The organism is Mycobacterium sp. IDUB_9 (assembly GCF_055419505.1).
Window position 1 is genome coordinate 124,117 of sequence record NZ_JBVAXU010000008.1, and the last position, 16,923, is coordinate 141,039.

Genomic DNA, 16,923 nt, shown 5'->3' on the forward strand with positions numbered 1-16,923 from the left:
CGGGGCAACCGCGACCGTAGCGTCGGCGCAGTGCCCAGAGAACTGCACCTGCTCGCTTTCGGCAACACCCGGTCGGCCGGGCCCTGGCGGCATCCCGACATCGACAACAGCCCCGCCGGGGTCCGCCGTCATCTGATCGGCTATGCACAGACCGCCGAGGCCGGCACCTTCGACGCCCTGTTCTTCGCCGACGGACTGAACTACGGCCCGCCCGCGACCTGGGCGTACAAGATAACCGAGGACTTCGAACCCCTCACCGCGACGGCGGCGCTGTCCTCGGTCACCGACCGGATCGGGTTGGTGGTCACCGGCTCAGCCACCCTGGCGCATCCCTATCATCTGGCCCGCCAGCTGCTTTCGCTCGACCACCTCAGTGGTGGCCGGGCCGGCTGGAATCTGGTCACCAGCTTCGCGCAGGCCGCGGCCGACAATTTCAGCGCCCGCGGCGTGGTGGCCCACGACGAGCGCTACCGCATCGCCGAGGAAGCGCTTGCCGTGGTGCGCAAGCTGTGGGACGGCTGGGGCGAGGACACCGTCGTCGAAGACCGCGCTGCAGGAATCTTCAACGACATCAACAGAATTCGACCGACGGATCACCATGGGCGCTACTTCGACGTGGCCGGCCCGTTGGGTTCGGCTCGGTCGGCACAAGGGCAGCCGGTCATCTTCCAGGCCGGATCCTCGGAAACCGGGCGGGGTTTCGCCGCGCGGCACGCCGAGGTGATCTTCACCAGTCACGGCAACCGGGCGCGGGCGCGGGCGTTCTACACCCAGATCCACGAGGAGTCGCGCCGGCTGGGCCGGGCCAGACCGCCGCTGATCACGCCGTCGCTGCGGTACGTCGTCGGCTCCACCGAAGCGGAGGCCCGCCGCGCGGAACAGCTGGAGTACGAGTACTTCAGCCCCGAGTACCAGGCCGGCTGGCTGCTGGAAGTCGATGTCGACGTCACCGGTGCGGATCTGGACGGTCCGGTTCCGGAATCGGCATTCCCGGCGCACACCGAGACCCATCAGACCGCGCTGGCCGGTTACCGGCTGCTGGCCACCGACGGAGATCCCACGGTGCGAGAGTTTCTCTACCGCACGGTGAACGGTTGGGGCGCATCGGTGGTAGGCACTCCTGAGCAGATCGCCGATGAGTTCGAACAGTGGTTCACCACCGGCGCCGCCGACGGGTTCGTGCTGCGCGATTCCGGGTTACCCGGCCAGCACGAACTTTTCGTCGAGCAGGTGGTGCCGGTGCTTCGCAAGCGTGGACTGTTCCGCCACGAATATGCCGGCACGACCTTGAGAGCCCATCTGGGGCTTGATATCCCGCGCCGCCAGCCGTTGTAACCGGAACCCGACGCGACGCATTTCGCGGGAATTCCCGTCACTCGCAATAGAATCCCGTCGATTCCATAGCTGACGCCGCGAAAACGATTGCGGCAGTGTGACAACACATACCGACTTACCATCCGTGCCGGTTCGCGAACGGGTGGCGTCGCGGTCAGAAAGGGACATTGCCGTGACCACTACAGAAGACCCGAAGGCGCCCCCGACGGTGGGGGCCGGGGGCCGCACGCTGATCGCCGCGGAATCGACCGGCCTGGAAGCCGGGGCACTCGGCGCGTGGGGCGTGTTCGCACAGGGCCTGGCCGCTGCGGCGCCCAGCGTGGCCCTGGCCGTGGTGCCGTTCTCGTTGTTCGTCGCCGCAGGTAAAGGCGCGGCGTGGGCAGCGGTGATCGGGCTGTCCATCGTGGTGCTGGTGGCCATCACGATCAGCTTCCAGGCCAAACGCACGGTGTCCTCCGGATCGCTGGGCACCTACACGGGAAACGGGCTCGGGCCCGGCTTCGCGTTCGCCGCCGGGTTCAGCCTGCTGTTCGGCTACATCGGTTTCGCCACCACCGGCACCCTCGGCGGCGTGTTGTACCTCGATGCGTTCCTGGAGTCGATCGGCCTCGGATCACAAGCAGTGTGGTTCCGGCTGCTGCTGGTGATCGTGGTGGTCGGCGTGGCGGTGTACCTGCCCTACCGCGGGGTCTCGCTGGCCGCCAAATACGAACTGGCCTTTGAACTGCTGGCCATCGCGTCGATCCTGGTGATCATCGTGGCTTCCTACGTCGGCTACGGCTTCCGCATCGACTGGGAGCAGTGGAATCCAGCGCACCTCGGATCCAGCGCGACGTTCATCGCCGCGGTCACGGCGGTGGGCTCCTATGCCGGGTTCGAGAGCGTGGCCTCGCTCGGGGCCGAAGCCAAGGATCCGCACCGTAACATCGCCAGATCTCTTCTGCGCGTGGTCCTCCTGATCGGTGCGCTCTACATCTTCGCGACCTACCCGCAGATCCTGCACTTCGGCGAGATCGACGGTGACAAGGCGGTGCTGCCGCAGCTGGCGACCAGTGTCGGGGTGGACTGGGTGAACCAGATCGTCAGCGGCACCGTGGCGATCGCCTTCATCGTGTTCGTCACCGCGGTCACCACCGCCGCGGCACGATCGTTGTTCACCTTCGCCCACGAGGGCGCGTTGCCGCAGGTCTTCAGCAAGGTGCACCCCACCTACAAGACGCCGTGGGCCGGTGTGGTGTTCGTCGGGATCCTGGCCCTGGCGTTTTCGATCGTGGCCACCTTCAGCTCCGCCGGCCGCCTGGTGTTCGACGTCTACGGAGGTTACGTGGCCAACTGGGGCTTTCTGGTGAGCTATCTGCTGGTGGTGATCGCGACACCGATCTGGCTGCGCAAGATCGGCGCCCTGACCCCGGCACGGCTCGCGGTCTCGATCGCGGCCACCATCGGCCTGGGATACGTGATTGTCAGCAACTTCTATCCGGTGCCCGAGTTCCCGTTCAACATCCTGCCTTTCGTGTTCGGGGCCATCCTGCTGGCCGGTCTGTCCTGGTACTGGTACCTGAAGCGGACCAACCCGGAGGTGGCCAATCGGATCGGCAGCATCCAGACCCTGTCCGAGGGCGAGCAGCAGCGGCTGGCCGACGAGGGCATCGGCGCGGTACTCGAGCAGGCGCAGACGGCGCCGACCGACGAGGAACGCAAATGACCCTCACCGACCATCGGACAGCCACCGGCTGGACGGTGGAGCCGGCCACCACACATGACTATCCACTGATCGCGGATTTCCTTGCCGTCACTCCAGGGCTGGCGGGTCGCCTGTTCGCCGCCGATTCGCGTGACGTCGCCGAGCAGTTCGACGGCGTGTATCCCGGGTCGGCAGTGGTTCTGCGCGGCGGGTCGGCAGAGGTGCTCGGGTACGCGGCGCTGCACCAGCCCGACAATGTCGAGCCGGAGGTGTTGGGACACTTCGTATTCGGCCCGTCGGTCGCGCGCGCGGCGGTCGACGCGGTCGTCGGCGACACCGTCGACCGGTTCCACCGGCTCACTACCCCCGGCGCCTATCTGCGGGTGTACATCGGGGCCGATCAGCCGGCGGCGATCGAGGCGCTGGTACGTCGCGGCGCGCGTCAGGAGCGGCAGTTCGTCGCGACCCGTAAGTCGTTGCTCGCCGAGGATCGCGCCGCGCTGGCAGCTGCGCACGTCGACGGCCTGACGATTGTGTCCTGGCCCGAGGTGATCTCGCGCGGATTCGCCGAGCAGGTCCGGCGACTGCAGTTCGACACCTTCAGTGAGCACTTCGGGAACATGTCGAAAACCCCGCAGCGGTGGGAGCATCACCTGCGCAGCCGGGCATTCAACCCGGACTTCAGCGTCGCCGCCATCGACGACAGCGATGTGGTGGTCGGTTATGTACTGGGATCCACCCACACCACGGGCATCGGTGCCGACGAGGAACGCAGCGCGCACACCGACTACATCGGCGTGCGCCGCGACCTGAGAACACGTGGGACCGGGGAACTGTTGCTGCGCAAGGTCTGGCTGGCCGCGCTGAGACGCGGGTTCACCGCCGCGTCGCTGGGCACCGATATCGACAACGCCAGCAGGGCGCATGAGCTCTACCACCGACTGGGGTACCTGGCGGTCCGGGATCAGTACGCATATCGCATCGACAACGACGGGAGCATCGAATGAGCAGGACAGGTACGTATCTCAAGCGACCGTCCGGATACGACGCCGAGCTGCAGTCGGTGTTCCGGCCGATCTTCGAGCGGATCGCGGAAGGCAATGTGGCCCGCGAGCACGATCGGGCGTTCCCTCACGAACAGGTGCGCTGGCTCGCTGACGCTGGGTTCGGCACCCTGCGGATCCCCGCGGAACAAGGCGGTTTCGGTGCCTCGTTGGAACAGACCTTCCTGTTGGTCGCCGAGCTGGGGGAGGCCGACGCGAACGTCGCCCACATCTGGCGCAACCACCTGGCTTTCGTCGAGGACCGGCTCAATGCCCCGGCCACCGAGGACAACAACACCTGGATCAAGCGGTTTCTGGCGGGCGAGTTCGTCGGAGGCGGCTGGACTGAGGCGAACAACGTCACGCTGGCCAATCTGGCCACCACGGTCACCGCACAGGAGGGCCACTGGCTGGTCTCGGGTGCGAAATACTATGCGACAGGCAGCCTTTACGCCGACTGGCTGGATGTACTGGGTCGCGGTGACGACGGCGAACTGTGGACGGCGTTGGTGCGTGCCGAGGACCCGGGCGTGACACTGACCGACGACTGGCGGGGGTTCGGGCAGCGCACGACCGCGAGCGGCTCCGCGCACTACGACGCCGCGCGCGCCGAGCCGGGCAACGTGTTTCCCGCCGCCGAGCGGTTCACCTATCAGGCCCACTTCTATCAGATCGCGATGCTGGCCGTGCTGACCGGAATCACCCGGGCCGTGCACCGTGATGGGACGGCCGCGCTGCGGCAACGTACCCGCAACTACCCGCAGGGACTTGCCGCGGTGCCGGCCGACGACGCTCAACTGTTGCAGGTGATAGGGGAGATCTCGGCCGAGGCGTTCGGTGCCGAAGCGGCTCTGGGGTTGAGTGCGCGCGCCCTCGATCGGATCGTCGCGGGCCGGCTGGCCGGCAGTGACGACCATGCCCGGGAGCTGTTGATCGACGCCGAGGTTGCGGTGGCGCGCGCGCAACTGACAATCATCGGAGCGGCGCTGCGGTCCACCACCAAGGTATTCGACGCGCTCGGGGCTTCTGGTGTGTCCGAAGAGCTCGGCCTGGACCGACATTGGCGCAATGCCCGTACCTTGGCGTCGCACAATCCCGTGGTCTACAAGGCGAGGATCCTGGGGGACTGGTTCGTCAACGGCAAGGACCCGGTGGCCGATCTGGTGAGCCGGGGCCGCGGCGGCCAGGGCAACTGAGGGGTCGTCAGTCGACCTGCAGCACCGCCTTGCCCGCGACCTTGCGGTCGAGCAGGGCCTGCGCGGCCGCAGCGATATTGCCCCACGTGTCGCGCAGGCCGATCTGGGGGTCGAGTTCGCCGTCGGCCACCAGCCTCAGCAGGTATTCCAGGTCGGCCTGGAACGGTGCCCGAACGGTGAACGGCTCCAACCGTTTCCGGTTTCCGCGGCGCCGCTCGGCCTCGAAGTCGATGGTGGTCGGCTCGTTGGACGCCATCCCGATCGACTGCACCGACCCGCCGTCGGACACCAGGCTGAAGGCCTGCGCCAAGAGTTTCCCCCCGACATTGTCGAGCACGCCGAACACCGGCTCGGTCACTCCGTCGAGCCCGACGACGACTTCGGCTGCGCCCAACTCCTCCAGGCCCTCACCGCGCGGCGCGCTGCCGACCGCGGCCACCACATGCGCGCCGGCCCGCGCGGCCAGTTGCACCGCGAACCGCCCGACACCTCCGGAGGCACCCGTGATGAGGACCCGGCGACCCACGACCGGGCCGAGGGCGCGTAGCGCCTGCAGCGCCGTCACGCCCGCTACCGGAAGCGCGGCGGCTTCCTCGAACTCGACGAATTCGGGAAGCTCGGCCAGATTGTCGGTCGACACCGCGCGTCGCTCGGCCCAACCGGCTTCTCCGCTGAAGGCCACCACGCGCGTGCCGACGACGGGGCCCGTCCCGTCCGCCGCGGCCCTGGCCACGATGCCCGCGCTGTCCCACCCCGGCACCTCACCAGGGCGGCGCATCTGATCGATGAAATGCACCTCGCCGAAGTTCAGCGCGATCGCATGCACGTCGATCAGCGCCTGCGATGCGGTGACCGAAGGTTCGGCCACGTCGTCGAACCGGAGATTTGCGGGAGCGTGCGGGTCGTAGACGAGGGCTCGCATGAAGGGGCTAACCCCGAACCCCCATCCGCTATTCCCTCCCTTAGGGTGGCCGACGTGAGCGAGAAGGACCGCGTGCGCTGGGACGCGGCGTATACCGACCGGGAGGCGGATGACGTGCCGGCCCCGCCGCGGGCCTTCGTCGGCCACACCGACCGGTTTCCGGTGACCGGTTCGGCGCTCGACGTCGCGTGCGGATCGGGTCGGGCTGCGGTGTGGCTGGCTCAGCGCGGACTACAGGTGCGGGGTGTCGACGTCTCTGCCGTGGCGATCGGCCGAGCCAAGGCCCTCGCCGATCAATGCGCGGTTACCGAGGACTGCCGTTTCGATGTCGTCGACCTCGATGGCGGGTTGCCACCCGGCCCACTGGTCGACGTCATTCTGTGCCACCGCTTTCGCGACCGCAGACTGGACCGCGCACTCATCGGGCGCCTGGCGCCAGGTGGTTTGTTGGCGATCAGTGCGCTCAGCGAGGTTGGTGCGGCGCCCGGTCGGTTCCGGGTCGCACCGGGCGAACTGGTTGCGGCGTTCGCGGAGTTGGAGCTGATCGCGTCGGGGGAGGGCGACGGCGAAGCCTGGCTGCTGGCCCGGTCCCGCTGATCCGGCGGTCAGCTACTCGACGTGGCACCTGTGAGCGTCCTCGGACCCTGTTCTCATCGAAACTGATGCCAGCGACAACATCGGCGCAGTTTCTATACCTCAGTGCAATCTCGATGCGGCACTTACTCTTTGGTGTTCACGTGGGTAACGCTGTGGCGGAGATCCGCGCCGAGAATCGCCACGGCGTTACTCACGCGTAGCGTGCTCGACGCCCGCTACGGCGTGGCGTTGGCAGGAATGCGGCGGGCCTGTGCGAGCAACTCACCCCAGGCGTTGAACGCCTCGGCGTACTCGGCCGAGGTCCCGGAACTGCCGCCGGCGAGGTCGACCAATGCCCTTGCGATGCTGCCGATTCCGATACCGGTGCGCTGGACCACCCGCACCAGTTCGGCGAAGGCCTGATCGGGCGCGCAACCGCGCAGGGCGACCAGAACACCGATCGCCACGTCGATCTTGATGCGTGAGGTGTCATCTGCACGGAGGCGGTTGTAGCTCATGACCAGATGATGCTCCGCCGGCACCGCCCATCACAGAGATCGGCGCATGGTGATTGTGTCCGCGCAGTGGCCAACCCCTACATCGGCGCGTTGGCGGGCTGGAACACCCCGGAACTGTCGGACTCCTCCTCGGCGCGGATGACGTGCACCACGGCGTTGATGAGGGCCAGGTGGGTGAAGGCCTGCGGGAAGTTGCCCAGGTGACGGCCGGTGCGCGGCTCGATCTCCTCGGCGTACAGGTGCAGGGGGCTGGCGAACGAGAGCAACCGTTCCAGCAGATGCTTGGCCCGGCTCACCTCACCGATCTCGACGAGCGCGGAAACCAGCCAGAACGAACAGATGGTGAAGGTGCCCTCTTCACCGGACAGGCCGTCGTCGGTCTCCTCGACCCGGTAGCGCAGGACCAGCCCGTTCTCGGTGAGCTCGTCGGCGATCGCCAGCACCGTGGCCCGCACCCGCGGGTCGTCTGAGGGCAGGAACCGCGTCAACACCGCCAGTAGCAGCGATGCGTCCAGCGCGTCGTCGCCGTAGCGCTGGGTCAGCACACCGCGGGAATCGACGCCGCGGGCCAGGATATCGGCCTTGATCTCCTCGGCGGTCGCGCGCCACTGCTGCGCATAACTCTTCTCGCCCTGCAGTTCGGCCAGTTTCGATCCACGATCCAGCGCCACCCAGCACATGATCTTGCTGGAGGTGAAGTGTTGCGGTTCGCCGCGCACCTCCCAGATCCCGCGGTCGGGTTCCTTCCAGTGCTTGATGGCTTCCTCGACCTGATTCTTCAGCACCGGCCACAGCGCCTCGGGAATCTGCTCGCGCGACTTCGCGTGCAGGTACACCGAATCGAGCATCGTGCCCCAGATGTCGTGCTGCATCTGGTTGTAGGCACCGTTGCCGATCCGTACCGGCCGGGCGTTGTCATAGCCCGACAGGTGGTGCAGTTCTTCTTCGACGAGGCTGCGTTCACCGCCGACGCCGTACATCACCTGCAGCGGGTGGCGTTCCCCGTTGTTGGCACCCGAGACGTCTGCGATGAACGAGAAGAAGTCGTCAGCCTCCCGGTCCAGCCCGAGTGTGTACAGGCCCCACAGTGCAAACGTGGAGTCGCGAATCCACGAGTAGCGGTAGTCCCAGTTACGTTCGCCCTGAGGAGTTTCCGGCAGTGATGTGGTGGGCGCGGCCAGCAGGGCACCGGTCGGCGAGTAGGTCAGGCCCTTGAGGGTCAGCGCACTGCGTTGCAGGTACGACCGCCACGGGTGATCCGGGAAGTCGCCGATGTTGATCCACTGACGCCACGACTCGCTGGTCTTCCACATCTTCTCGGCGGCCTCTTCGTAGGTCTGCGGGGCCGGGTGCTTGGACCAGCTGAGCGCGACGAACACGTTGTCGCCCTCGGTCAGGCGGGTGCGGGCGCGCGCCTCACGACCCTCGATGCCGATCCGGAGGTTGGTGGTGAGCCGCAGGGTGGGGTGCGAATCGGGGTTGCGGCTGGCGCGGGCGATGGCCTCACCATAGGCGGGGCCGGAGTACTCCCACGACGCGCTGACCCGGTGGTAGTCGAAGGCCGGCTCGCAGTTCATCACCAGTTCCACGGTGCCGCTGACACAGCGCACGGTGCGCAGCAGGATGTGCTCTGCGTCCCAGTCCATCGGGGTGCGCCGGTGGGTGCGGGACCGGGTGTCGAGGTCATGCCAGGGACCCATCACCAATGCGTCGCGCACGATCAGCCAGCCGGTGTGGGTCTGCCAGGTGGTCTCCAGGATCAGGCTGCCCGGCAGATAGCGCCGCGCCGACGGAACCGTGACGCCGTAGGGACCGAGCCGGAAGTGGCCGGCGTTGCGGTCCAGGATCGCGCCGAACACGCTGGGGGAGTCGGGCCGGGGGACGCACAGCCACTCCACCGACCCGGCCGAGGAGATCAGGCAGGTGTTCTCGCAGTCGGACAGGAAGCCATAGTCGGCGATCGGCGGGAACGGGTTCCGCAGCGACGCGCCCGACGAGTACGGAACCGGGGCTGTCGCCGTCAGCGGCGACTCGGGTGCCTTCGGCGTATCAGGAGTCTTGTCGAGTGCCGCGACGACATCCGTGGGCTCGGTGTGTTGCAGAACCATGCGGACATCATCATCTGCGGATACAGGTGCCGTCTACCCAAGACACGTGTGTCGGACGTTACGGGTGCGACGGGATGAACTCACAGACACCTTCGGCGATCGCCTAGGCTTGCCCCATGGCGGCAATCCTGAACTGGTGGGACGGCGTCGAACTGTGGCTCACCGGGCTGCCGTTCGTCGTGCAGACCGCGGTGGTGATGCCGGTGGTGCTGGCATTGGCCTACGGCAGCGCATTGGTGCTCGACGGCGCGCTGGGCTGGGGAATCACCGGGTTGCACCGGCTGCGCCACGACTCTGCGGCAGAGGTGGAATCCGAATGAACGGTATGCCGCGCTCACGTGTCACGTTGATCTTGGTTCTGCTGGTTGTCCTGGTCATCGTGATGTGGCTGCTGACCCGCTGACTCCGCGCCTGATCGCTCGACGGGCGCGACATCGGAATTCTGTTATTCTTCGCGCCATGCATTCAGCGTCCGGCAAGATCGAGAGCCATGTCCTGGCTCTCATTGCCGTGGGTTCATGCGCTGTTGCTGACGTCGCCTGTTGTCGCTGACTCCAACCCGTCCGCGGTTTGGTGTCGGTGGCGGTTCTGCGCCCGGATGCTCTTCTCTTGCCTCCCTCGCCTCCCCAGCCTTTCCGCACGACGGACCTCGTAATGTCCGCTGTCCTCAAGAAAGGTCCTCCGTGTCCGTTAACAAGCCCCATCTCAGTAGGTTCTGGCGTACTGCCACCGTCCTGGCCACCACCGGCGTGCTGGCCGTCGGTTGCGGCGGCGGCACCAGCGATGTCGCCGGCGGTGATCAGGGCGCTGCGGATGCCGACACCACGCTGACGCTCGTCGCCTATGCAGTGCCCGAACCGGGCTGGAGCAAGATCATCCCGGCGTTCGCCGCCAGCGAGGAAGGCAAGGGCGTTGCGGTGCGGACGTCGTACGGCGCATCGGGCGACCAGTCCCGGGCCGTGGCCGACGGCAAGCCGGCCGACATCGTCAACTTCTCGGTCGAACCCGATGTGGCCCGGTTGGTCAAGGCCGACAAGGTGGCCGACGATTGGAGCGCAGGCAACACGAAGGGCATCCCGTTCGGTTCTGTGGTGTCATTGGTGGTGCGCAAGGGTAACCCCAAGGGCATCAAAGACTGGGATGACCTGCTGCAGCCCGGGCTCGAGGTGGTCACCCCGAGCCCGCTGAGTTCGGGTTCGGCCAAGTGGAACCTGCTGGCCCCGTATGCGGCAAAGAGCAACGGCGGCAAGGACTCTGCGGCCGGTCTCGACTTCGTCAACAAGTTGGTGACCGAGCACGTCAAAACCCGGCCGGGTTCGGGGCGGGAGGCTACCGATGTGTTCCTGCAGGGCACCGGCGACGTCCTGATCAGCTACGAGAACGAGGCGATCAACGTCGAGCGGCAGGGCAAGGACGTCGAGCACGTGAACCCGCCGCAGACCTTCAAGATCGAGAACCCGGTGGCGGTCGTCAAGACCAGCGCCCACGCTGACAAGGCGAAGGCACTGCAGAACTTCCTGTTCACCGCCGAGGGGCAGAAGTTGTGGGCCGAGGCCGGATTCCGTCCGGTCGATCCGGCGGTGGCGGCGGACTTCGCCAAGGATTTCCCGGCGCCGGAGAAGCTCTGGACGATCGCTGATCTCGGCGGATGGAAAGAGGTGGACCCGGCGTTGTTCGACAAAGACAACGGCTCCATCACCAAGATCTACAAGCAGGCGACTGGATGACCTCTGCAGTCCAGACCGATTCGGTTGTGCCCGCGCCGGGGGATCCCACCCCCGGCGCGCGGCCCGGCCGCTACGGGAGCACCTCGCTGCGCGTGGGCGCGGCTTCGATCTGGCTGAGCGTCATCGTGCTGCTGCCGTTGGCGGCGATCCTATGGCAGGCGGCGGGTGGCGGGTGGGACGCCTTCTGGCTGGCGATCACCTCCAACGCGGCGCTGGAATCGTTCCGGGTGACGCTGACCATCTCGGCCGGCGTGACGGTGGTGAATCTTTTCTTCGGCCTGGTGGTGGCCTGGGTGCTGACCCGCGACGACTTCCCGGGTAAGCGACTGGTCGACGCCGTGATCGACCTTCCGTTTGCCTTGCCGACGATCGTGGCGAGCCTGGTGATGCTGGCGCTGTACGGCCCGGCCAGTCCGGTCGGCCTGCACCTGCAGCACACCAAATGGGGTGTCGGCATCGCACTGCTGTTCGTCACGCTGCCGTTCGTGGTGCGTTCGGTGCAGCCGGTGCTGCTCGAGCTCGACCAGGAGACGGAGGAGGCAGCCGCCTCGCTGGGGGCCAGCAACCGGGTCATCTTCGTGAAGGTGATCCTGCCGGCGTTGTTGCCCGCGTTGCTGTCCGGCGCCGGGCTGGCGTTCTCCCGGGCGATCGGCGAGTTCGGTTCGGTGGTGCTGATCGGTGGTGCGGTTCCCGGAGAGACCGAGGTGTCCTCACAGTGGATCCGGACCCTGATCGAGAACGACGACCGAACCGGTGCCGCGGCGATCTCCATTGTGCTGCTGGTGATCTCGTTCCTGGTGCTGTTCGTGCTGCGTGCCGTTGGTTCGCGGGCAGCCAAGCGTGAGGAGCTTTCGGCATGACGCTCTCACCGCGGGTGCGCTACCTGCTGCGCTTTCTGGCGCTGGCCTATGTGGCGGTGCTGGTGGTGGTCCCGGTCGGGCTGATCTTGTGGCGTACCTTCGGTCCCGGTGTCGGGGCGTTCTTCGCATCGGTGGGCACTCCGGCGGCGATCTCGGCCCTGAATCTGTCGCTGTTGGTTGTTGCCATCGTGGTGCCGCTGAACGTGCTGTTCGGCGTTCCCACTGCGCTGGTCCTGGCGCGCAATCGGTTTCGGGGCAAGAGCGCCCTGCAGGCCGTGATCGACCTTCCGTTCGCGGTGTCGCCGGTGGTGGTGGGTGTCGCGCTGATCCTGCTGTGGGGCTCGGCGGGATTGTTGGGCTTCGTCGAGAACGATCTGGGGCTGAAGATCATCTTCGGGCTCCCGGGCATCGTGCTGGCCAGCATCTTCGTCACCGTCCCATTCGTGATCCGGGAGGTCGAACCGGTGTTGCACGAGATCGGCACCGACCAGGAGGAAGCTGCCGCGACGCTGGGATCGACCTGGTGGCAGACATTCTGGCGTATCACCCTGCCGTCCATCCGGTGGGGCCTGACCTACGGCATCGTGCTGACCATCGCGCGCACTCTGGGGGAGTTCGGTGCGGTGATCATGGTGTCCTCGAATCTGCCGGGCACCTCCCAGACACTGACCCTGCTGGTGGCCGACCGCTACAACCGCGGCACCGCGGATTCGGTGTACGGGGCGTACGCCATCTCGACTTTGCTCATGGCGGTGGCCGTGATCGTCCTGGTCGTCCAGGTGATCCTCGACCGACGCCGAACCAAGGCCGCGCAGTAGGCCCGAGAAGGAGACAAGAGCTATGACCGACGCGATCGTGGTTCGGGGCGCCAACAAGCGCTACGGCGATTTTGCGGCGCTCGACAACATCGACTTCGAAGTGCCGTCCGGTTCGTTGACCGCACTGCTGGGCCCGAGCGGCTCGGGCAAGTCCACCCTGCTGCGCGCCATCGCGGGCCTGGATCAGCCCGACACCGGGACCATCACCATCAACGGCCGTGATGTCACCGGAATACCGCCGCAGCGGCGTGACATCGGATTCGTGTTCCAGCACTATGCCGCGTTCAAACACCTGACGGTCCGCGACAACGTGGCATTCGGCCTCAAGATCCGTAAGCGTCCCAAGGCCGAGGTCAAGGAGAAGGTCGACAACCTGCTGGAAGTGGTGGGGCTGGCCGGTTTTCAGACCCGCTATCCCAACCAGCTCTCCGGCGGTCAGCGCCAGCGGATGGCACTGGCGCGGGCACTGGCCGTGGACCCGCAGGTGCTGCTGCTCGACGAACCGTTCGGGGCGTTGGATGCCAAAGTGCGTGACGATCTGCGCACCTGGCTGCGCCGCCTGCACGACGAGGTACACGTCACCACGGTGCTGGTGACGCACGATCAGGCCGAGGCGCTGGATGTGGCGGACCGGATCGCGGTGCTGAACAAGGGGCGCATCGAGCAGGTCGGCTCGCCGACCGAGGTGTACGACGAGCCCGCCAACGCATTCGTGATGTCGTTCCTGGGTGCGGTCTCCGAGCTCAACGGAATTCTGGTGCGTCCGCATGATATTCGGGTCGGACGCAATCCCGAGCTGGCCGTCGCTGCCGGCGATGGCACGGCCGAGGCCACCGGGGTGCTGCGGGCGACCATCGACCGGATCGTGATGCTGGGCTTCGAGGTTCGGGTCGAACTGACCGGTGCCGCAACACATGTCCCGTTCACCGCGCAGATCACCCGCGGTGACGCCGAAGCGCTGGGACTGCGCGAGGGTGACACGGTCTATGTCCGGGCGACCCGCGTTCCTCAGATCGCCGGGGGAGTGCAGATTCCGGTGAGCGGCAAGGATTCATCCGCGAAGAAGTCCGAGAAGAGCAATGACGAGGACGAGGCGCTGACCGTCAGCTGAGACGGTCAGGCAGGTCCGGTCAGGCCAGGGTCAGGAACAGTTTCTCCAACTCGGCGACGTCCAGGGTTTCGTCACTGTTGCCGGCCAGGCATTCGCGCAGACTGGTGGCGACGATCTTGAATCCGGCGCGGTCCAGTGCGCGCGACACCGCGGCGAGCTGGGTCACGACATCTTTGCAGTCGCGGCCCTGCTCGATCATGGCGATGACGCCCGAGAGCTGTCCTTGTGCGCGCCGCAGCCGGTTGAGGATGGCAGCGATCGATTCTTCGTCGCAGATCATGTTGTCCCCCTTGAGGGTTGGGTTGGTTGGTTTCGATCATACCCGCGGGGGTATGTACGTGTGGTCATGTTGCCGCGGCGGGTGGGCCGAAAAGCCATCGCAGCGGACACCATCCGAGGCGGGCGCAGCTGAGGTTGCCGAGGCCGGCAAGTACCGTCAGGCCGGCCGCGGTGAGCCCGATGGCCGGGTGGACTTCCTGGCCGAGGATCAGCGACGCCATGAGCAACACGAACCAGCCGAAGGCCCGGCGCACCGCGCCGGGGTCGACGTGCGCGGTCAAGCGGGTGCCCAGCAGACTGCCCAGTACCGCTGCGGCGGTGACTGCGCCTGCGATCTTCCAGTCGATCGGCACGGTGCTCAGATGTCCGGCCAGACCTGCGGCCGAGTTCATCGTGATCACCAGCAGCGAGGTTCCCACCGCGACGGGCATGGGCAGACTGCCCAGCAGGGCCAGGGCGGGCACCACCAGGAATCCGCCCCCGGCTCCGACTGCTCCGGTCACCACCCCGACCCCAAGCCCCATCGGCAGGACCTTGGCGACCGGCATCGTCCGCGTCGTCGGATCGCATGCCTTGCGGCCCCTGATCATTGCGATGCCCGTGGCGATCATCACCACCGTGAAGGCGATCAGCAGTACCGACCCGGGGATGACGTAACTCAGCAGCCCACCCAGGTAGGCCCCGGCCATACCGGCCGCGCCGAACAGCAGGCCGCTGCGCCATTGCACCCGGCCCGCCCGGGCATGTGACAGTGTGCTGACCGCGCTGGTGACCCCGACCACCACAAGCGAGGTGGCGATCGCCTGCTTGGTCTCCATGCCGGCAACGTAGGCCAGCAGCGGAACGGTCAGGATCGAGCCACCCCCGCCGAGGAGTCCGAGTGACACCCCGACCAGCACGGCCAGCGCGACAGCCAGGGCGATCATGCCAACGCGCCCGAATGTGCCTGTTTGGAGCCGATCAACTGCGCGACAACGCTGTCGGCGTCACAGGATGTGCCCCGGTTGTAGGGCAGTTTCGCCAGCATCATGCCCATCGCGCAGGTGTTCGTCAGCGCCGCTGTCGTCAATCCGGCACCGATCGCCGCGGCGACCCATTTCAGCTTGGGCGCCGCGATGCTGCCGAGGACACTGCTGAGCACGATCGACCCGGCGACCAGCCGAACTTGGCGTTCCAGGTCCCAGCGCTGTGCGCCACGACGCACGCCGAATCCCTTTTCCTGCCAGGCGGTCATGCCGCCGTCGAGGATCGAGACGTTCGGCAGGCCGGCGTCGCGCAGGGTCTGGCCGGCGGTGCCCGCCCGTTGACCGGAGCGACAGATCAACACGACATCCTCGTCGAGGTGTTGGGCGATCTCGTCCCGATGTTCCTGCAGCAGGTCCAGCGGCACGTTGTAAGCGCCCGGGATATGGGCGGTTTCGAATTCGCCGGGGGTACGGACGTCGATGAGCCGCGGGCCGGCACCGGCCTGTTTGAGCTCGTTCAGTTCCGCGGCGTCGATGAACGACGAGGTGGACATCAGGCCAGACCTTTCAACATCAGATTCCAGTACATGGCGGGCAGCCCGTACTTCTTGAGGAACCAGTAGGGCCGGTGCGGCGCGACCGGATCGAGGAGGGGGAAGGACGGTTTGAGGGTGAAGTCGTAGTCGAACTCGGCCAGCAGCATCTCGCGTGAGGAGGTGACGATCGGGCAGGACGCATAGCCGTCGTAGGACCCGGACAGCGGGCGCCCACTCAGCACCGCGCCGATGTTCTCGACGACTGCGGGCGCCTGCTTGCGAATGGCCGCACCGGTTTTCGAGTTGGGGGACGATCCCGCGTCGCCGAGTGCGAACACGTTCGGGTAGCGCACGTGCTGCATCGTGTGCTTGTCGATGTCGACATAACCATTGGCGTCCCCGCCGACATGGCTCGTGGACAGCGGGCTGGTCTTGATCCAGTCGGGTGCCGACTGATGGGGGACCACGTGCAGCACGTCGTAGGGCAGCGTGGTCTCGGTACCGGCCGCGAGATTGGTCATGGTCACCTTGCGGGCCGCCGAATCGATGGACCGCACTTCACTTCCGGTGTGCAGCGTGATGCCGTAGTCGGCGATGACCTTGTCCAGGTTGTCGGCGATCGCGGGGATGCCGAAGATCCGTGGCGTCGGGACCACCAGGTGCACGTCGATGTTGTCGAGCACACCCTGGCGCCGCCAGTGATCGCAGGCCAGGTAGGCGATCTTCTGGGGTGCGCCGGCGCACTTGATCGGCCCGGACGGCATGGTGAACACTGCGGTGCCGGACCGGGTGTTGCGGATGAATTCCCATGTGCGCGGGGCGAGATCGAAGAGATAGTTCGACGAGACGCCGTCCTTGCCGAGGGTGTCGGCCAGGCCCTCGGTGCGTTCCCAGTCGAGCTGGATACCCGGCGCGACCACCAGGACGTCGTAGGAGTAGGTCGTGCCATCGGCACACGTCACCGCGTTGGCGTCCGGGTCGATCGACGTCACCGCACTCTTGATCCAGGTCGCGCCGCGCGGCATCACCGACGCTTCGGCGCGCTCGGTTTCGGCGGCGGTCGCCTGCCCACCGCCCACCAGTGTCCACAAGGGCTGGTAGTAGTGCTTGTCGGACGGTTCGATGATCGCGACGTCGGTGTGGTGCTTGCGCAGCAACCGGGCCGCCACGGTGATCCCGGCCGTGCCGCCGCCGATGATCAGGACCTCGTGCTTGAGCGGGGTGGACATACTTGTTGTGTTCTCC

18 protein-coding genes are annotated in these 16,923 nt (G+C 66.7%); 11 read left to right on the forward strand and 7 right to left on the reverse strand.

What is annotated here, in order from left to right; genetic code table 11:
• Positions 1-30 precede the first annotated feature (30 nt).
• The 4 genes from ACZY08_RS26665 (at position 31) to ACZY08_RS26680 (ending at position 5,258) form a co-directional block, all read left to right on the forward strand.
• Complete coding sequence (locus tag ACZY08_RS26665; protein ID WP_463747614.1) at positions 31-1,335, forward strand: NtaA/DmoA family FMN-dependent monooxygenase; 1,305 nt, start codon at positions 31-33, stop codon at positions 1,333-1,335.
• Between the two features lie 172 nt (positions 1,336-1,507).
• Positions 1,508-3,040 carry an APC family permease gene (locus ACZY08_RS26670; protein WP_463747615.1) on the forward strand — a complete coding sequence of 511 codons (1,533 nt, stop codon included), beginning with the start codon at positions 1,508-1,510 and terminating at the stop codon, positions 3,038-3,040.
• Positions 3,037-4,026 carry a GNAT family N-acetyltransferase gene (locus ACZY08_RS26675; protein WP_463747616.1) on the forward strand — a complete coding sequence of 330 codons (990 nt, stop codon included), beginning with the start codon at positions 3,037-3,039 and terminating at the stop codon, positions 4,024-4,026. The genes ACZY08_RS26670 and ACZY08_RS26675 overlap by 4 nt, the downstream gene beginning before the upstream one ends.
• A complete protein-coding gene (locus tag ACZY08_RS26680; protein WP_463747617.1) occupies positions 4,023-5,258 on the forward strand; it encodes an acyl-CoA dehydrogenase family protein in 1,236 nt (411 codons plus the stop codon). Before ACZY08_RS26675 ends, ACZY08_RS26680 begins: the two co-directional genes overlap by 4 nt.
• 7 nt (positions 5,259-5,265) lie before the next feature.
• Here the strand turns inward: ACZY08_RS26680 and ACZY08_RS26685 are convergent, their stop codons facing one another.
• A complete protein-coding gene (locus tag ACZY08_RS26685) occupies positions 5,266-6,180 on the reverse strand; it encodes a zinc-binding dehydrogenase (protein ID WP_463747618.1) in 915 nt (304 codons plus the stop codon).
• 54 nt (positions 6,181-6,234) lie between these two features.
• On the opposite strand from ACZY08_RS26685, the gene ACZY08_RS26690 reads away from it, so the two are divergent.
• Positions 6,235-6,777: a class I SAM-dependent methyltransferase gene (locus ACZY08_RS26690; protein ID WP_463747619.1), complete on the forward strand. Its 543-nt coding sequence runs from the start codon at positions 6,235-6,237 to the stop codon at positions 6,775-6,777.
• Between the two features lie 215 nt (positions 6,778-6,992).
• Here the strand turns inward: ACZY08_RS26690 and ACZY08_RS26695 are convergent, their stop codons facing one another.
• Both ACZY08_RS26695 and ACZY08_RS26700 read right to left on the reverse strand, forming a co-directional pair.
• Positions 6,993-7,274, reverse strand: a complete 282-nt coding sequence (locus tag ACZY08_RS26695) for an ANTAR domain-containing protein (protein WP_463747620.1) — start codon at positions 7,272-7,274, stop codon at positions 6,993-6,995.
• Positions 7,275-7,351: 77 nt separating this feature from the next.
• Entirely contained in the window at positions 7,352-9,382 is a 2,031-nt protein-coding gene (locus ACZY08_RS26700) for a glycoside hydrolase family 15 protein (protein ID WP_463747621.1), read from the reverse strand.
• A 116-nt stretch (positions 9,383-9,498) separates the two neighbouring features.
• Between ACZY08_RS26700 and ACZY08_RS26705 the strand changes: the two genes are divergently transcribed.
• From ACZY08_RS26705 to ACZY08_RS26730, 6 genes are all read left to right on the forward strand, one after another.
• Positions 9,499-9,702 (forward strand): hypothetical protein, encoded by a 204-nt coding sequence (locus ACZY08_RS26705; protein WP_463747622.1) that lies wholly within the window; start codon positions 9,499-9,501, stop codon positions 9,700-9,702.
• A 139-nt stretch (positions 9,703-9,841) separates the two neighbouring features.
• Positions 9,842-9,934, forward strand: a complete 93-nt coding sequence (locus ACZY08_RS26710; protein WP_463747623.1) for an Ms4533A family Cys-rich leader peptide — start codon at positions 9,842-9,844, stop codon at positions 9,932-9,934.
• Between the two features lie 182 nt (positions 9,935-10,116).
• Positions 10,117-11,109: a sulfate ABC transporter substrate-binding protein gene (locus ACZY08_RS26715; RefSeq protein ID WP_463747707.1), complete on the forward strand. Its 993-nt coding sequence runs from the start codon at positions 10,117-10,119 to the stop codon at positions 11,107-11,109.
• On the forward strand, positions 11,106-11,969 hold the full coding sequence (gene cysT / locus ACZY08_RS26720; RefSeq protein ID WP_463747624.1) for a sulfate ABC transporter permease subunit CysT: 864 nt from the start codon (positions 11,106-11,108) through the stop codon (positions 11,967-11,969). The genes ACZY08_RS26715 and cysT overlap by 4 nt, the downstream gene beginning before the upstream one ends.
• Positions 11,966-12,787 carry a sulfate ABC transporter permease subunit CysW gene (gene cysW, locus ACZY08_RS26725; protein ID WP_463747625.1) on the forward strand — a complete coding sequence of 274 codons (822 nt, stop codon included), beginning with the start codon at positions 11,966-11,968 and terminating at the stop codon, positions 12,785-12,787. The genes cysT and cysW overlap by 4 nt, the downstream gene beginning before the upstream one ends.
• A 22-nt stretch (positions 12,788-12,809) precedes the next feature.
• Positions 12,810-13,898, forward strand: coding sequence for a sulfate/molybdate ABC transporter ATP-binding protein (locus ACZY08_RS26730; RefSeq protein ID WP_463747626.1), 1,089 nt, complete (start codon positions 12,810-12,812; stop codon positions 13,896-13,898).
• A gap of 19 nt (positions 13,899-13,917) precedes the next feature.
• Here ACZY08_RS26730 and ACZY08_RS26735 read toward each other — a convergent pair whose 3' ends face one another.
• The 4 genes from ACZY08_RS26735 to ACZY08_RS26750 form a co-directional block, all read right to left on the reverse strand.
• Positions 13,918-14,178, reverse strand: a complete 261-nt coding sequence (locus ACZY08_RS26735; RefSeq protein WP_463747627.1) for a metal-sensitive transcriptional regulator — start codon at positions 14,176-14,178, stop codon at positions 13,918-13,920.
• A 64-nt stretch (positions 14,179-14,242) separates the two neighbouring features.
• A complete protein-coding gene (locus ACZY08_RS26740) occupies positions 14,243-15,103 on the reverse strand; it encodes a sulfite exporter TauE/SafE family protein (RefSeq protein WP_463747628.1) in 861 nt (286 codons plus the stop codon).
• On the reverse strand, positions 15,100-15,696 hold the full coding sequence (locus tag ACZY08_RS26745; RefSeq protein ID WP_463747629.1) for a rhodanese-like domain-containing protein: 597 nt from the start codon (positions 15,694-15,696) through the stop codon (positions 15,100-15,102). Before ACZY08_RS26745 ends, ACZY08_RS26740 begins: the two co-directional genes overlap by 4 nt.
• Complete coding sequence (locus ACZY08_RS26750) at positions 15,696-16,907, reverse strand: NAD(P)/FAD-dependent oxidoreductase (RefSeq protein ID WP_463747630.1); 1,212 nt, start codon at positions 16,905-16,907, stop codon at positions 15,696-15,698. The genes ACZY08_RS26745 and ACZY08_RS26750 overlap by 1 nt, the downstream gene beginning before the upstream one ends.
• Positions 16,908-16,923 lie beyond the last annotated feature (16 nt).

Excerpts from the sequence above, each read along its gene's own strand:
- ACZY08_RS26735 (WP_463747627.1), bottom strand. The coding sequence starts at position 14,178 with ATGATCTGCGACGAAGAATCGATCGCTGCCATCCTCAACCGGCTGCGG.
- ACZY08_RS26675 (WP_463747616.1), top strand. The coding sequence starts at position 3,037 with ATGACCCTCACCGACCATCGGACAGCCACCGGCTGGACGGTGGAGCCG.
- ACZY08_RS26710 (WP_463747623.1), top strand. The coding sequence starts at position 9,842 with ATGCATTCAGCGTCCGGCAAGATCGAGAGCCATGTCCTGGCTCTCATT.
- ACZY08_RS26705 (WP_463747622.1), top strand. The coding sequence starts at position 9,499 with ATGGCGGCAATCCTGAACTGGTGGGACGGCGTCGAACTGTGGCTCACC.
- ACZY08_RS26750 (WP_463747630.1), bottom strand. The coding sequence starts at position 16,907 with ATGTCCACCCCGCTCAAGCACGAGGTCCTGATCATCGGCGGCGGCACG.
- ACZY08_RS26680 (WP_463747617.1), top strand. The coding sequence starts at position 4,023 with ATGAGCAGGACAGGTACGTATCTCAAGCGACCGTCCGGATACGACGCC.
- ACZY08_RS26685 (WP_463747618.1), bottom strand. The coding sequence starts at position 6,180 with ATGCGAGCCCTCGTCTACGACCCGCACGCTCCCGCAAATCTCCGGTTC.
- cysW (WP_463747625.1), top strand. The coding sequence starts at position 11,966 with ATGACGCTCTCACCGCGGGTGCGCTACCTGCTGCGCTTTCTGGCGCTG.
- ACZY08_RS26700 (WP_463747621.1), bottom strand. The coding sequence starts at position 9,382 with ATGGTTCTGCAACACACCGAGCCCACGGATGTCGTCGCGGCACTCGAC.
- ACZY08_RS26730 (WP_463747626.1), top strand. The coding sequence starts at position 12,810 with ATGACCGACGCGATCGTGGTTCGGGGCGCCAACAAGCGCTACGGCGAT.
- ACZY08_RS26695 (WP_463747620.1), bottom strand. The coding sequence starts at position 7,274 with ATGAGCTACAACCGCCTCCGTGCAGATGACACCTCACGCATCAAGATC.
- ACZY08_RS26740 (WP_463747628.1), bottom strand. The coding sequence starts at position 15,103 with ATGATCGCCCTGGCTGTCGCGCTGGCCGTGCTGGTCGGGGTGTCACTC.
- ACZY08_RS26745 (WP_463747629.1), bottom strand. The coding sequence starts at position 15,696 with ATGTCCACCTCGTCGTTCATCGACGCCGCGGAACTGAACGAGCTCAAA.
- cysT (WP_463747624.1), top strand. The coding sequence starts at position 11,106 with ATGACCTCTGCAGTCCAGACCGATTCGGTTGTGCCCGCGCCGGGGGAT.